This window comes from Anabaena sp. UHCC 0253, from assembly GCF_009712085.1.
Lineage (GTDB): Bacteria > Cyanobacteriota > Cyanobacteriia > Cyanobacteriales > Nostocaceae > Dolichospermum.
Genome location: NZ_VILD01000007.1, coordinates 308,060 through 322,485 on the forward strand (window position 1 = coordinate 308,060; position 14,426 = coordinate 322,485).

The following is a 14,426-nucleotide window of genomic DNA, read 5'->3' on the forward strand; positions in this document are numbered from 1 at the left end:
AGGAAAGAAAGTTGAAAGAATATGTTATAAATCAAACTATTAAAAAATATCTGCTGGATCGGCAGAGCTTAATTTACGAATAGCAATCATTCCCGAAATAAAGCACATTAAAATAGTTAACATGATTACCATAATGGCGCGATTATAACTCATAAATATGGGCAAAAGTGTAGCATCTCTAGCAACATTGTAAAGAACAAGAGCGCAGGCAAATCCAGGTAAATATCCAACAACAGCTAATAAAAAAGCTTCTTGAAGAATCACTGTTAGTAAATAGTTTTGAGTATAACCTATGGCTTTGAGAGTAGCATATTCAGATAAATGATCATTGACTTCTGTATACAGAATTTGATAAACAATTACAGTTCCTACAATAAAACCCATAATTGTTCCTAACGTAAAAATAAAGCCAATAGCCGTACTACTTGCCCAATAATTTCTTTCAAATGCAATAAATTCTTCTTTGGTTAAAACATTGATATCTGTAGGCAGATAACTCCGCAATTGTTGAGCTACTTGAATGGAATCTGCACCTGGTTTTAGTTTAATGATGCCAATATCAATTAATCCCGGTTGACGGTTATTAAAAATTCGTAAAAAGTTAACATCACTGGTAATTAAATTTCCATCTGCACCAAAAGATGCACCTAAAGTAAATAAACCAGCTACCTTAATTCGTCTTCTTCGCACTTCGGCTGTAACAATTTTACCTTCATTGAAAGTATCAGCAATAGGTCCATATTCTACCCTAGAAGAACGGTCATATAAAACGACATCAGGAAGTTTGAGTTTATTAAGATTTTCCTCAACTCCAGGTAAATCAAATAAATTAACTTCTGGATTCATCCCAAAAATTAAGATATTTCTGGGACGACCTGTGACGGGATTGCTCCAACTTGTATAGTCTAAATAAAGAGGATGTACTGATTGAACACTTGGTAAATCCAAGGCTTTATATAAGCGTCGTTGAGAAAAGCTTTTCATTGACAGCACAGCATTAGATTGACTGTTAATTAAAACTACGTCACCTACTAAACTGGTGTGCATTCTAACGTTACTGTAATAGAGAGCATCTCGAAAACCGAGCTGCATGAACATTAAAATATCAGCAAAAGCAATACCTGACAAAGCTACCGCTAGGCGAGTTTTTTCTCTTGTCAGTTGTAGCCAAGATAAAGGTATTTTTCCTGTCATGTTCTAGCCTTTTGAATCTTGATACTAAATAGTTGAACATCAATATTTGTCAGGACAACAGGAAATTAATTGGAATTAATTTCTACTGTAACTTTTGCATTAGTTAAACCTGAAACTCGCTTGTTAAATTCTGGAGATAGGGCAATTTTTACTTCGATAACTCTGGCATCAATATCTGCGGCTGGATCGTTATTGAGGACATCTTTCTTACCAATTTTTCTACCGATTTCCGTAATTATGCCTTTTAATTCACCATCAAATGCGCCGTTATGACTAGAGATAGTAGCTGTTTGACCTAAACGGATTTTACTAATGCTATCTTCAGGAACTTCTGCAACTACAAACATTTGATCAGTTTGGCCAATTTCGGCAATACCATTGGCACTCATTATTTCACCTGATTTGGTGTGAATTTTTAATATTTCACCAGAACTAGGTGCTTTGACATAGCTTTGTTGAAGTTCTGCTTGAGCTTTTCTGACTATGGCAAGTGCATTAGTAACTTGGGATTGAGCTACTTGAATATTTAAGGGACTAACTACTAATATTCTGCTTAATCTCTCTCTTTCTTCATCTATTTGTCTTTGTAATGTGCTGATAGTTTTGTTACGGTTGGCTGTAGCTTCAATTAATTGCTGCTGCAAGGTAGCGAGGGTTTGAATTTGAGTTGCTCTAGCTTCAGAAACTTGTTGTTGGATGGTTTCTATTGCCCGTTTTAAACTGGCTTGACTTTCTATTAATTGTTGATTTGTTGTGACTGCACTTAGTCTCCGGCGATCGCGTTCTTGTTGAGAAATAGCACCTTGACTGTATAAAAATTCATAGCGTCCATAATCTACTTGAGCATTGCGTTGTTCGGCTCGAATGCGCTCCATGTTAGCTTTTAAAGAACCTCGTTGCCCTACTAGTTCTGCTTCTAAGCGGTTGACTGTTGCTTGCTGGGCAACTTTTTCACCACTTAACTGGGCGGCAATTCTGCTAATTGTCGCTTGTTGAGCTTCTTTTTCTCCCGCTAACTGGGCTTGTAATCGAGCAACAATAAATCTTTGGGCTTGAGCGTCTCTTGGTGGACCGGCGCTGACTTGGGCTAAATTGGCGCGGGATTCTTGAAGTCTGGCTTTGGCTTCTTCGAGAACTGCCATGCTAGTGTCTCGACTATCTAAAATAGCTACAACTTGCCCTTGCTGAACTCGTTGTCCTTCTCTAACTAAAAGTTGTTGGACTCGTGAACTGCCTGATAACCCTGCTGGGGCAGAAAGTTTAATTACTTCTCCTTTTGGTTCTAAGCGTCCTATGGCAGTAACAGTATTAGGAACTGGTGCTATGGATACAGCAGAAGTCAGTTTTTTCAATTGTTCCATTCTGGCTGTAGCTAGTAACCCGGCAGCGATCGCTACTGGTAGGGCTACGGCAATACTCAACCAAATTTTAGGTTGTTCAAGTGACTTTTCTTTAAATTTTGACTGTTCATTCACCCTTGACATGATATGTGACCTATTTATCTGAATTTTGGTGATAAAACTAAAAAACTAAAAAAGTAAATTAGCTGTAGTGGAATTAATCACCCTGAGTCTTTAAATTAGGACTCAGTGATAAGGCGGGTGAGTATGGAAATAAGTGTGTAAATTGAAGACTTTGAATTATTCAATCCAAAATCCCTAATTTAAAATTTGCTTCGATGTTGTCTACTGAAATGAAAATTTTTGTCTCAAGTCCACCTGGTCTAAAATTGGCAAATTGAATCAATCATCAATAATCAATATTTCCCATTTCATGATTGAGGAGATGGGTAAAAAGGATGATAATTGATAGTTTCTGGTAGTGATAAAGCTAATCTATATCAAGTTTCACCTTGATTTATCTGAGTAATAAATAACAGTTTCCAACTCCCATGCTTATGGTTGATTGAGAGGAATTTGAGAGTTTTGTGTACATTCCTAGCAATTTTTAAAATATCCGGTTAATTGATTACTTTTGATCAGGAAAATTAAGAAAGTTTAAAGTTGACAAATGAGCATATCGCAGGGGATAGGTAAATTAGCTTGGCAATTTGGGTAATTAACGTTAGTTCTCTCTTAGGAAAGTATCGGTGGTGATTACTTCATGTAAATTCTACATTTATCAGTTGAGAGAAAACGTAACGCAGCTTACAGATATAGTAATAGCAGCTTTTTATTTTTGATGGTGTATCAAAAATGTAGCTGCTTTTTAGTAATCAGAATATGTCATGATTTGCGGGGAACTTTTCTGAAGTTCCACCAGTAATTATGGTAAGTCAAATAAAACTGTAGTCATATAATTTTCTGCCCAATCTATACCAAATGCCTTTTCTAGGACTCGACGGGTTTTATCATTTTGTTGCTGTTTGCTACAGTAATTGTATTGTCCGGCTCTAATTGAGGCTACTTTTTCTGGTGCAACTGGACTGGATGCGATCGCTTGTGTACAATGTATTTCTAAAAATGATTGAACCTGTGCGAGAAACATTGTTTCTTCTTCTGAGGAAGCAGGACGAATGAAGAGACAAAAATCAGAAAAGATGTTTCCCCATTCTGGTAATTCACGGGGTTGGGAAAAATTAAACTTGGTTAAATTACTCAAAGCAGAATTATAACCATCTGGTAAAATCCGCTCTAAGTTGACAGGAGAAAGATCAGCGATAGCAGCACTAATTTGACCTCTACCTCCGACTAAATCACAGCCAAACATGGGTATATCATATTCTGGACGGGGAAACATCACACAGTGCAGAATATCCAACATATTCCCCACTCTGGCCAGTTCTAAGTGCATTTTGCGAAACTGGGTACTTTGAAAACAGCGATTTTCTATAATCAGTTTTTCTCCTTCTAATCTCCCTTCCACATATCCCAATTCCGCTGGCAAATTGTAAGGTGATAAGTCTAGGTGTTTATGCCAAACTGCTTCAATGCAATCAGCTAGTTGACAAATTAGGGGATGCTGTTGTTCACGCAGGGAAGGTGTAGAAGACATAATATTGGGAAAATACAATTTATTGTTTAGTTTACAACTATCTGTACTATTCTGTTGTGTTTGGAAATAGTAATTGGTTAACTGAAAATTGTGATTGAAAAGTAATTTTTTAGATCAAAACAATCAGCAGGATAGATTATTTCCAAAAATCTGTAACTTCATATCCTAATTCCCCTATCATCTGGCGCAATAAGGGTAAACTCAACCCAATGACGTTGCTATGACAACCTGCGATTTTTTCCACAAATAAACTCCCAAACCCTTCAATAGCAAATGCTCCAGCACATTGGAGGGGTTCACCTGTAGCTACATAAGCTTGAATTGCGCGATCGCTCATCTTGGCAAAATAAACCCTAGTAACTTGACATTTAACTAGAGTCTGATTTTTAGTAGTATCAATCAAAACATGGCCTGTATACAAGTCACCAAAATTACCTTGCATTAATTGCCAACGTGCGATCGCTTCATTCGCATTTCCAGGTTTACCATAAATTTCGCCATCCATAGCCAAAACAGAATCACAACCCATTACCAAAGCCGATGGAAATTGAGAAATTACAGTTTCGGCTTTACACTGAGCCAAAGTTTTTACTAATTCCCCTGGTTCATTTAATTGTATTTGTGATTCATCAAAATCACTAGGACAAATTATTGCTTCAATACCCACAGTTTGCAGCAAACGACGACGCGCTGGAGAAGCAGAAGCGAGTACAAATTGAGGAATAGTCATAATCAAAAATATCGGGTAATAGGTAATTGCTCACCAAAAAACTCTGTTCCCAGTCCCCAATCCCCACTTACTTAATTAATAGACGGAGAAAGAACTAACGACTTCATCAATCATGCGTTGCAGTTTTTTCCATCGTCTTTGAGGTACAGAAGCATTAAAGGTAAAAAGCTTACCACGGCTCACAGCTACACTAGATATATTGTGTCTTTCTTGGTTATTAGGAAGTTTAACTTCATATTCTAGCAAGTAGTATATTTTACCATCTACTTCCTTTTGAGCAGCGTTGATCAATTCAGCAGTACGGCCAGAATCTACAGGAGCAAGAGCCGCCTTACCTAATTTATAACCAACTTCTGTAGGTGTTCCCAATTCTGGTAAAGTTTTACCTTCGGGAACAGGACTAATCACCACAGAGACATTTTCTGATACTTCAATTAAATCGTGAAATACCACATCTGGACCATCGGCAACTTTAACTTGTAACCAACCGTTAGGATAAGCAAACTGATAACCATCAGCACTATCAACAAAGCTTTTTAGTCCAGCCGCAGCAGCTACACTAGGACTACTTAGGCTGAAGCTCAATACCAGTAACAAGATTAAAGTAATTCGTTTCCACATTTTTCAAAATTCCTTTGGGCTGAAAGCAATAATAAGTCAAGGATGATTGCAAATTTTTATTCTCCCATTAATTAGGTACGTTTTGGAGTATGGCGATCGTCTTGATTTTTAAGCGATACTTCAACCCAAGCGACTGCTTTATTTTTGTCTAAAATTTGCAGAACATTCCTTAACAATTATGCCTGACCTAACCCCAAACCAATTCTCTAGCCAGGAAGTAATATTCAAAACCTCTTTCTTTTTAGGAAAGAGGCCAAAGTGTATTTCATCCCTGGAGAATCACTATAGTTAAAATTAAGACTCCAGAATCTCCTTTTGTAAAGCTTGAACTTGCTCAAGAGATAATTCCGTAACTTGAGAAATTTGTTCTAAACTCATACCAATTCGTAACAAATTTAAAGCCACATTTCTGGCTTTTTCAGCTTTACCTTCAGCTTTACCTTCAGCTTTACCTTCAGCTTTACCTTCTTTTAGGATTTCTTGATAAATGACTGATTCGCGCATAATCTCACTCCTGAAAATTTTCCTAATTACATCTTGCTTTAACACCAGACCTGCTAAGATTCCACTAGCCGCAGCTATATTTCTTTGTTGCTGTTGATTGGTAATTGTTTCAACAGCTTGGGCGACTTGGGTTAATACCATTGTAGGATCTTTTGTTTGACTTAGCACCGCAAAGGGTAATAAACCGGGAACTGTGAGAAATTTCTCTGTTGGTTGTTCCCACAAGCGGATGACATCAAACTCGTGATAGGTTCTTTCTAATTTAAAACTGTTTTCATTGACTAATTCTGATCCTGTTTTTCGCAAATAGATGACTATTTGACGCATTTTTTTGTGAGGAAAGCGACGATATCCCCTGATTCGATAATCTAACATTCTAAATGCTATATTTTCGTCGGGGTCGGTTTGAAATTCGATGTGTAAAACTAATTCTTCTGATTGTAATAAAATTAATGAATCAGCGCGAATTGGTTCGTTTGATAATTCTGTGGGGCTAATTTCCGTTAATTTAATTGGTGAACCTAGTAACCATGTTGCTAAATCGTCTTTGAAGTTTTCGGCTAAGAATTTGCAGATGTTGTCATACATGAGGATTTGAAAAAATATGATTAATTGTTATTTAAGCTCAGGTATTGCCGCAGAATATTTTGCGCCTGTTCTAGTAATTCTGCTTCTAATTTACCCAATTGTTGAGTTAAACTAATTTTGTAAAATGTCATTTTTTAACTATATTTCTCCTCTAGGTAATTAACATAACTTTCCTCTGAATTTTCTGATTCTAAGCGAATTACACCTATGAGGCTTTGTGTCCAGGGGTCAAGTTCAGATAAGGTTTCTAGGGTGGGTTGAGTAGGAATAGAAGATAGTGTTTCTTGTTGAATTGATGCTAGTAAGGTTTGTGCAAGAGTCCAGCGTTCTTTGATTGGTAATTCTAATACCTGTTCTTGCAATTCTTGTAATTTAATCATTACTTTGCTGGTAACTTTATTATTTACCATTATAACAGATAAGAAGATATAACGTATTTATGTTAATCTGTCGTAAGTAAAGAATGAGGAATAATTTGATTTAAAATTTCTCCTAAATTTCTTTTGGCTTCCATTATTTCATAAGCATTTTGCAGTCTTAAAAAATAACCATCTGAAAGTCTAAAATAGCGACAAAGGCGCAAATCTATATATGTAATAAGTTGTTTTTTATGACATTTTCTCCTAATGCTAATCCACTATTTCTACATTATAAGCATTTCCATTTTCCCAAATGAAACCGATCCGCCATTGTTTTGGTGAGATCATTTTTATTTCATGAAATTCTTTGGAAGATATTTATTAGTTTCAAGTGAAGGCTATTTTAAACTCCCATTTACTACAACACTATGTAATTGGGAGTTTTTACTTTGTCATTAATCTCAATGTGAAAGACAAAGCTGTTTTTATTTGCGCGTAGCGCACATTTGTTTTTTTGGATATTATTTGTTCTCCCATTCATCTACAAGGCTATCGCCTGTTTGGTGGTGAGGATAAATGACTCTAGTTTAAAAATCATTTTGTTTATTTGAGGTTTTTCAATGATTGTTGAGTTTTCTATTTTTACCCGTTATCCCAAGTTTGAGGGTATTCCTGTTGGCAGACTTTATGTTTCTCACTCTTTCCTTACACATCCTCTTTTTCTTTCTTGGCTTCCTTTATTTCATGTTATTGGTGAACGTTCCTATATACATACTAAGTGTATCTGGTTTATTGCACCTGTTTCTTTGTATTATTCCCTTGCTTCTCGATATCCTAATCCCAGGTTTGCCGCTTATACTCTGTATCTTCTGAGAAATACATCTACTTTTTTCAGAGGGCTGAAACCTCCTCATTTACCCGATAGTCAGTATTTTGACTAATCTTAGTTATCCCTCTATTATGTACTTATGTAATCTTCTATTCCATCCGAAATATATACTATTATCTTCAACCTCATCTATCTCTTCACTCTCACCAATGAGGTCTTGATTTTTCTCTTCTAATTCTCGCATATAATGTCTGAGAACTCCCCCAACTGCGATCGCTCTAGTTTTGTGTAGTTGACGGGTTAACTCTAGAAACCATTCCCTATCATCCAATAAATCAGACTCTTTTACCTGATATTTCAGAATTTCAGGAATTACCACCTTTGGATCATGATGTTTTTTGATCGCTCTGACATCAACTACTGGCTGATAATTAACCCTTAAACACTGCTGCCATAATGATACCCATTTAGCTTGAGAAATATAGCCATGACTGAAATATGAAGGCTGTACCATCGCTAAAAAGTGTATATGCGGGTGTGCTGATATTCCATCTTTACCTTTGGTGACTTCTATAGACTTTACCCAACCTTTAGCTGGCCAAGCTTTCAACTCGGATAAACGTTTAAAAGCTTTGTTTATTTCATCTAAGGTTTCTCTGAGTTCTTCAATGTTGCAATTTCTTACCGTCAGAGTGATAAACAACCAACGGTATTTAGGGTAATCTGTGACAACTTGAGGGAGAATCTGATAAGCTTTTGCTTTCCACATCATAGAACGTCTCCACTGACAAACCGGACAGTGACGCACTCGACAGAATCTCGCATTTGTTAATTTTAACTTGAGAATATCTGCTGATTCTTCTGGAATTAAACGAAACTCTAGCCACTCAGAACAGCTTTTCACCCGCCAAGCATACGCATTAAAACTGTCATTATCTGATTTTGCGTAATATTCAGCAACTTTATCAGCATTAATTCGATGTTTTTCCCAAGTTTTACCTTTAGGATCAACATCTGTTAAATTTGGTGTATTTTGAATTTGTTGATATTTTTTGGGAGGAGAAAAATTACAGCTTTTATCTGATTTTGGAGTAGACACAAATTTACTGAATGGCTTTTTGATAAGTTTAGAAAATGCTTAACTTGCAGTTATTAAAAGATTCCACGTTCTTCTTTCCGATGTAAAAATGCTGCAATTTGTGCAAGTGATTTCAACTTCACCATCTGCTGACATTGAAAATGTGGGCATTTTAGATAAAACATATCTAGAACGATGTTTGAGTGGTTAGATTTGTCTTTTTCTCGCAAAATCATAGGTACATGATGTATTGGACAGAGTATATCCTTATCTTCCTCTCTTAAATGTTGTCTAAGACGAACAACGGTCGTTTGAATTAATGGACGTGTAAAACTTTGACTGAGTTCGGTATTTGATAACTGAAGTTCAAGTATATTTGCTTTGTGCAATAGCCCGATATCTTGCGTCTGAAATGACTGTGTACCTCTACATTGATTATTGTAATAACCAACACATGACCAAAAAAAATCACCCAATAGAAATATACTACCGTCAGCGCGATTTCTATGCTGTAAAATCATTGGTCTACCGCACACACATCGTTTTTCTAAGACAACTTGCCCCATCTGAAACTGAAGTAGATGAACCTTATCATTATTCAAGAATGATGTTTCATAGGAATCAGGATTTTTTGCCTGTTCAGTGACAACTTCCTGAGTTTTAGCCTTTTGCCACTGCTCAAATTTATCTTCACCTTGCTTTTTGAGTTCTTCTAATTTCTCTCTATCACTTAAGTTGAGAGAACCATCATGCGCCCGCTTTTTCTCAATCTCTGTTTGCTCAAGGTCAATGTTTTTGATATCATTTTGAACCTTTTGAACATTGTAAACATTGACAGTAACAGAAGTTGGATTTGATGCAGACTGGTTTTCTACAACTCTCTCTTTTAAAGCCTCATCAACAAGTCTAGCAATATAATTTTTTGCTAGTTGATGAGCTGTGTTGATTCCCTTGATAACAAAAGATCCAAACCCTCCAAAAATTGCGTCGATAAATCCCATAGTCCTAATTTTTGAATAGATTTTTGATTGCCAGTTTATATTTTAATGTCTCAAAACAAAACCGCAAATATACGCAACTGCACACCAAGTTATCCAAGTTCATCTGCGTACATCTATTTTCTACAGACTTAGAGTTAAAATAAGATTATTAATAACCCATCCAAACAAGATTGCAAAAATATCATGGTTTCTATTTCCAAGACAGCAATCCAGTTGTATGATACTGATTTTGTAGCATGGACACAGCAAACGGCTGAATTAATTCGTGCTGGGAAATGGGAAGGGGTAGATTGGGAAGCCGTTGTTGAGGAGATTGAAAGCTTGGGAAGGTCAGAGCGACGAGAGTTAAAAAGCCGATTGGAGGTATTGTTACAGCATTTGCTAAAATGGCAATATCAGCCTAATTTGCGAAGTAGCTCTTGGCAAAATACGATCGCAGAACAAAGAAACCGTATTGAAGATTTACTCCAAGATAGTCCCAGTCTTAACCCTTATCTAGAAGAAGTTTTAGTTGAGTGTTACCGCAGAGGAAAAAAACTCGCAAGTAACGAAACTGGAATTAACCAAAGTACCTTTCCAACAGATTTACCTTACACTGTGACTCAAATTCTGGACATAGAATTTTTGCCATAAACCATCACAAAATCTGCAAAACCACCAACGTCATATCATCGGTATTTTGCCTATCAGAACCGATGAATTGCTCAACTTGATCAAATAGATATTCCACAATTTCCTGGGGAGTATTGCAATACTTACAAGCTGTTCTGAAGGATGTAACAAAATTATCTTCATCAAAGCGATCGCCTCCAGCCGCTGCCGCTTCCGTTAAACCATCTGTATAATAAATAACTGTATCCCCAGATTCTAACTGTGCCTGAGCATCTTCATATTCACTATTAGCATCTAAACCAATTAACATTCCCAATGTATCCAAACGGGTGACACTTTTTGTCGCTGCGTGCCACCATAAAGGCGGATTATGGGCTGCATTACTATAAGATAAAATCCGCGTTTGCGGGTCATATTCTGAATAAAACATAGTTACAAAACGGTGGGAATTTTCCAAATCCGCATACATAACGCGATTCAAATTTTGTAAAATTCCGGCTGGAGAGTTACCGTGTAATACTTCACCTCGCAACATTCCCCGCAACATGGTCATAATCAAACCTGCGGGAACACCTTTACCCATAACATCCCCAATTACCAAACCCCAACTAGCATTTTCTGTAGATTCTTGGAGGTGAGATTTTAACTGGTTTTGACTAGTAGGAATAAAATCATAGTAATCACCACCCACACGATTAGCGGGTTTACAACGTGCTGCTAAAGATAAACCAGGAATATTTGGACATTGACGCGGTAAAAGTCGGCGTTGAATTTCCGCACCAATTTCTAACTCTTGATCTAAACGTTCTTTTTTTCTGAGTTCTACAGCAAGTTCATCATTTTCAATTGCAACTGCTGTTTGATCCGCTACTAACCGCACTAATTTTTGTCTAGTTTCTGTCCAACTATATTCTGGATCACGACTTAAAACATACAACCAACCCCGTTCTGTATGTTTGACTAAAATAGCTGTTCCAAATATTTGCACATCTGGACCCAAACAACGGTGCATTTGATCATCTAAAATTCCTGTGGATATAGCTGGGGGAAAGGAATTAGGTAAAAGGGTAATTTGACTACTAGCGTTTTCTAGGGCTTTTCTAATATTTTTTCTTTGCTGACTATCTTGCCAATGTAGTTGTTCTAATCTAATTTGTCCGTTGGGTTTATAAAGAAAAAGTGCGCTACCTTCTGCATCTGTAACCCTTGTAGCCATTAGGGGAATCAGTTCCAAAAACTGATTTAAATTATTAAAACTTCTGAGGGCAAATCCCAAAGAACTCAGCAAGTCTTGAATTTTATTTTGTTCTCGATGCAGCCTGGCCACAAGTTCTTTTAGCGCCACCACAGGAGTGACATCTGTTGTGGCACTGTTATTGCTATCAGTAGGATGAGGGGGAAATTGGGACACAGGTTAATATTGCAGTTGAGAATAGCAAATTTGTAGTTCTCTATAAATACTCTTTCTTGATAAATTGTTAGATCATATTGAACGAAATTCGTTATTTTAGCAAGAGTATCAGAACTAGGGAACGGATTTTTTCAAGTATTATATTTGCTGACAAAAATTTTTGGGGTTGATTCTCAATGATAATGAATTTTCTGAGTTGTCAAAAATAAATCTTTGGCAATCAGTGATTTTTATGATTAATTAGCAGCCTCCAATTTTTTCATAACTGAATTAGCCATTCATATATCTTGAGAAATAAAAGTTTGTCCTCAACAAAATTACCTCTATAACTTAGAGAATAGATACAGCAGGTTGCAAGTGCAGAAGATACAAACTGAAAATCAAAAGTTCAGCATCAACCGACTTTCACTCCTGCTTCTTGTACAGACGTTTTGGTGGAACATCTCTACTGATGGGGTGAATTCTGCTGTATTAGTAATGATCAAACCAAACACCATCTGGTTTTTGAGTTGATAGGGTTTTGGTAAAAACAGAGTTGTAATCATGCTTTTAATCAAAAATGTGCAAATTTTAGCTGCAAACATTTAACCTATATACCATAAATTCTCGAAATGTTTCCTTAGATAGATTTCTTTTATGTAAAAATTCCCCATTTTTTGTGAAAATATCTTAAAGCAGAAGGATGAAATCTACCATTTTGGGGTTGAAATTTGAGATTTGAGATTCTCAAAGCCTGATTCCATCAGCTTTACAGGTTTATTGACTATAGAAATTATCCATTTTTGTCCAAGTAGGAGCGTTCGCGAAGCGTGCTGGAAGCATCAGCATTCAGTGTAAGGGCGTATCCCTGACGGGACTGGAAGCATCAGCATTCGGAAAAGTGTAAGGGCGAAGCATTCGGAAAATAAACTTGGGGAAAAACCGAAAATTTGTCGCCCGAATGCTTCGCCCCTACTGGGAAAAAACCGATAATTTATCGCCCAAATGCTTCGCCCCTCCGACTCCTGTTGTATGAATTTTTTGAATTTTGAACTCAGTCTGGGTGCTAACTACTCAATAGTGCTTCTACAAACTCATAACTAGAGAATGGACGCAAGTCTTCAATTCCTTCACCAGCACCAATAAAACGAATTGGTAAGCCTAGCTGTTGGACGACGGCGAGGGCTACGCCTCCTTTGGCTGTTCCGTCTAATTTGGTTAAGACAACGCCGCTGAGTTGGGCTGCTTGGGAAAATACTTCAGCTTGTCGCAGGCCATTTTGTCCTAGAGTCGCATCTAGCACTAAAAGGGATTCAACGCGGGCATTAGGGGCTTTTTTGTCAATGATTCTGCGAATTTTGCTGAGTTCGTCCATGAGGTTTTTTTGTTTTGCAGTCTTCCAGCCGTATCTATTAATAACAGTTCGGTTTCTCTAGATTGGGCAGCAGCGATCGCATCAAATACTACTGCGGCTGGATCTGTGTTTTTCCCTGGATTGGCGATTACTTCTACACCGCTTCTATTTCCCCAAACTTTCACTTGTTCTACCGCGGCCGCCCGGAAGGTATCAGCCGCACCAATTAAGCATTTATAACCAGATTTTTGCGCCAGGTGGGAAATTTTCCCAATGGTGGTAGTTTTTCCAGCCCCGTTAACTCCGGTAATTAACCAAATGGTGAGGCTGTCTTTTTCTGGTGCAAAACTAGGTTTTGAGTTGTTTTGCAATGGTGCATCTAGCATTTCTCTCAGAATTTCTTTGAGATAGGCGATCGCCTGTTCTGGTGGAGTTACTTCTGCGAGTAATTTTTTTGTAAAGCACTAATAATATAGTCTGTTGCTTCTACCCCCTACATCTGCTTGTAGCAGCACAGATTCAATTTCGTTGACAGCCTCTTGATTAAGAGGACCTTGACCAACAATTGATTTCAGTTGATTGAGAATATTCCGCCGAGTTTTATCTAAACCTTGACGAAGTTTTTTCAACCAAGTAATTTCTTCTATGGAAATATCTTCGGCTTTTCTGCCTTGGGCGGCTAAAACCTCTGCTGACCACCTAAACCCATCATCAAATACCAGTTCCGGAATTTCTACTTCTGGTTCTATTGTCGTTGTTATCGGTGTCTCTGGAACATCCGTGGCAATCGCACTAGCGATTAATTTCTCTTGTTTGGCTTCTCTTTCCGCCGCCGCTCGTTCTAAAAAAGATAAATTAGCTGTTTCTATTTCTGGTTGTGATTCACTCAGGATATCTTCAGTAATTTCTGCGGCTGGTGTTTCTGTTTCTTCCAGTGCAGTTACTTCCTCAACTCCAGTTTCTACTATTTCTGCTGTAGTAGTATCTTCCTCAACACTTACAGGTGCTTCTGTCTCAATTTGTTGTTTTTCCTGAATATTCTTATAAGCAGCTTTGGCAAATGCCAATAAATCAGCCGTGTCTGGTGCTGTTGTTTCTGGCTGAGTTGCTTCTACTGCGGGTGTTTCCTCTTGAGTTTCGGGAGTAGGAAGTTCAGCAGATTCATTATTTGG

General features: G+C 37.3%; 12 protein-coding genes and 2 pseudogenes. 2 read left to right on the top strand and 12 right to left on the bottom strand.

The genetic code is table 11. From position 1 onward, the window contains the following. Positions 1-39: 39 nt before the first annotated feature. The 7 genes from devC to FJR38_RS19830 all read right to left on the bottom strand — a co-directional run bounded on the left by devC (position 40) and on the right by FJR38_RS19830 (position 7,041). Entirely contained in the window at positions 40-1,194 is a 1,155-nt protein-coding gene (gene devC / locus FJR38_RS19795) for an ABC transporter permease DevC (protein ID WP_168538925.1), read from the bottom strand. Positions 1,195-1,259: 65 nt separating this feature from the next. Further along, positions 1,260-2,678, bottom strand: coding sequence for an HlyD family efflux transporter periplasmic adaptor subunit (locus FJR38_RS19800; RefSeq protein ID WP_168538927.1), 1,419 nt, complete (start codon positions 2,676-2,678; stop codon positions 1,260-1,262). Between the two features lie 781 nt (positions 2,679-3,459). Continuing rightward, positions 3,460-4,188, bottom strand: a complete 729-nt coding sequence (locus FJR38_RS19805) for a phycocyanobilin:ferredoxin oxidoreductase (protein WP_168538929.1) — start codon at positions 4,186-4,188, stop codon at positions 3,460-3,462. 136 nt (positions 4,189-4,324) lie between these two features. Continuing rightward, positions 4,325-4,918 (bottom strand): nucleoside triphosphate pyrophosphatase, encoded by a 594-nt coding sequence (locus tag FJR38_RS19810; protein WP_168538931.1) that lies wholly within the window; start codon positions 4,916-4,918, stop codon positions 4,325-4,327. Positions 4,919-4,993: 75 nt separating this feature from the next. Further along, complete coding sequence (psbP, locus tag FJR38_RS19815) at positions 4,994-5,539, bottom strand: photosystem II reaction center PsbP (protein ID WP_168538933.1); 546 nt, start codon at positions 5,537-5,539, stop codon at positions 4,994-4,996. Between the two features lie 294 nt (positions 5,540-5,833). After that, entirely contained in the window at positions 5,834-6,631 is a 798-nt protein-coding gene (locus FJR38_RS19820; RefSeq protein ID WP_168490706.1) for an Rpn family recombination-promoting nuclease/putative transposase, read from the bottom strand. Positions 6,632-6,765: 134 nt separating this feature from the next. Next, the gene (locus FJR38_RS19830; RefSeq protein WP_168490705.1) at positions 6,766-7,041 is read right to left on the bottom strand and encodes a hypothetical protein; all 276 of its coding nucleotides are present in this window, start codon (positions 7,039-7,041) and stop codon (positions 6,766-6,768) included. 569 nt (positions 7,042-7,610) lie between these two features. Here FJR38_RS19830 and FJR38_RS19840 point away from each other — a divergent pair. Further along, positions 7,611-7,931: a hypothetical protein gene (locus FJR38_RS19840; protein WP_168490704.1), complete on the top strand. Its 321-nt coding sequence runs from the start codon at positions 7,611-7,613 to the stop codon at positions 7,929-7,931. Between the two features lie 6 nt (positions 7,932-7,937). On the opposite strand, the gene FJR38_RS19845 is transcribed toward FJR38_RS19840, so the two are convergent. Together FJR38_RS19845 and FJR38_RS19850 are read right to left on the bottom strand one after the other, a co-directional pair. Then, positions 7,938-8,918 carry a protein rep gene (locus FJR38_RS19845; RefSeq protein WP_371418249.1) on the bottom strand — a complete coding sequence of 327 codons (981 nt, stop codon included), beginning with the start codon at positions 8,916-8,918 and terminating at the stop codon, positions 7,938-7,940. A gap of 53 nt (positions 8,919-8,971) precedes the next feature. Next, positions 8,972-9,898, bottom strand: a complete 927-nt coding sequence (locus tag FJR38_RS19850; RefSeq protein ID WP_168490703.1) for a hypothetical protein — start codon at positions 9,896-9,898, stop codon at positions 8,972-8,974. 183 nt (positions 9,899-10,081) lie between these two features. Here FJR38_RS19850 and FJR38_RS19855 point away from each other — a divergent pair, with 183 nt between their 5' ends. Further along, on the top strand, positions 10,082-10,531 hold the full coding sequence (locus FJR38_RS19855; RefSeq protein WP_168490701.1) for a DUF29 domain-containing protein: 450 nt from the start codon (positions 10,082-10,084) through the stop codon (positions 10,529-10,531). Positions 10,532-10,535: 4 nt separating this feature from the next. Here FJR38_RS19855 and FJR38_RS19860 read toward each other — a convergent pair whose 3' ends face one another. The 3 genes and pseudogenes from FJR38_RS19860 to FJR38_RS29395 form a co-directional block, all read right to left on the bottom strand. Beyond that, complete coding sequence (locus FJR38_RS19860; RefSeq protein ID WP_168490698.1) at positions 10,536-11,921, bottom strand: PP2C family protein-serine/threonine phosphatase; 1,386 nt, start codon at positions 11,919-11,921, stop codon at positions 10,536-10,538. Between the two features lie 1,045 nt (positions 11,922-12,966). Beyond that, positions 12,967-13,640: pseudogene (ftsY, locus tag FJR38_RS29390) on the bottom strand (signal recognition particle-docking protein FtsY). A gap of 78 nt (positions 13,641-13,718) precedes the next feature. After that, positions 13,719-14,426 (bottom strand): annotated as a pseudogene (locus tag FJR38_RS29395) (signal recognition particle-docking protein FtsY); the annotation flags it as partial.

What these genes read in the sequence shown, in the direction of transcription:
- FJR38_RS19830 (WP_168490705.1), bottom strand. Translation starts at nt 7,041, where the DNA reads ATGGTAAATAATAAAGTTACCAGCAAAGTAATGATTAAATTACAAGAA.
- FJR38_RS19855 (WP_168490701.1), top strand. Translation starts at nt 10,082, where the DNA reads ATGGTTTCTATTTCCAAGACAGCAATCCAGTTGTATGATACTGATTTT.
- FJR38_RS19810 (WP_168538931.1), bottom strand. Translation starts at nt 4,918, where the DNA reads ATGACTATTCCTCAATTTGTACTCGCTTCTGCTTCTCCAGCGCGTCGT.
- FJR38_RS19850 (WP_168490703.1), bottom strand. Translation starts at nt 9,898, where the DNA reads ATGGGATTTATCGACGCAATTTTTGGAGGGTTTGGATCTTTTGTTATC.
- psbP (WP_168538933.1), bottom strand. Translation starts at nt 5,539, where the DNA reads ATGTGGAAACGAATTACTTTAATCTTGTTACTGGTATTGAGCTTCAGC.
- FJR38_RS19800 (WP_168538927.1), bottom strand. Translation starts at nt 2,678, where the DNA reads ATGTCAAGGGTGAATGAACAGTCAAAATTTAAAGAAAAGTCACTTGAA.
- FJR38_RS19805 (WP_168538929.1), bottom strand. Translation starts at nt 4,188, where the DNA reads ATGTCTTCTACACCTTCCCTGCGTGAACAACAGCATCCCCTAATTTGT.
- devC (WP_168538925.1), bottom strand. Translation starts at nt 1,194, where the DNA reads ATGACAGGAAAAATACCTTTATCTTGGCTACAACTGACAAGAGAAAAA.
- FJR38_RS19820 (WP_168490706.1), bottom strand. Translation starts at nt 6,631, where the DNA reads ATGTATGACAACATCTGCAAATTCTTAGCCGAAAACTTCAAAGACGAT.
- FJR38_RS19840 (WP_168490704.1), top strand. Translation starts at nt 7,611, where the DNA reads ATGATTGTTGAGTTTTCTATTTTTACCCGTTATCCCAAGTTTGAGGGT.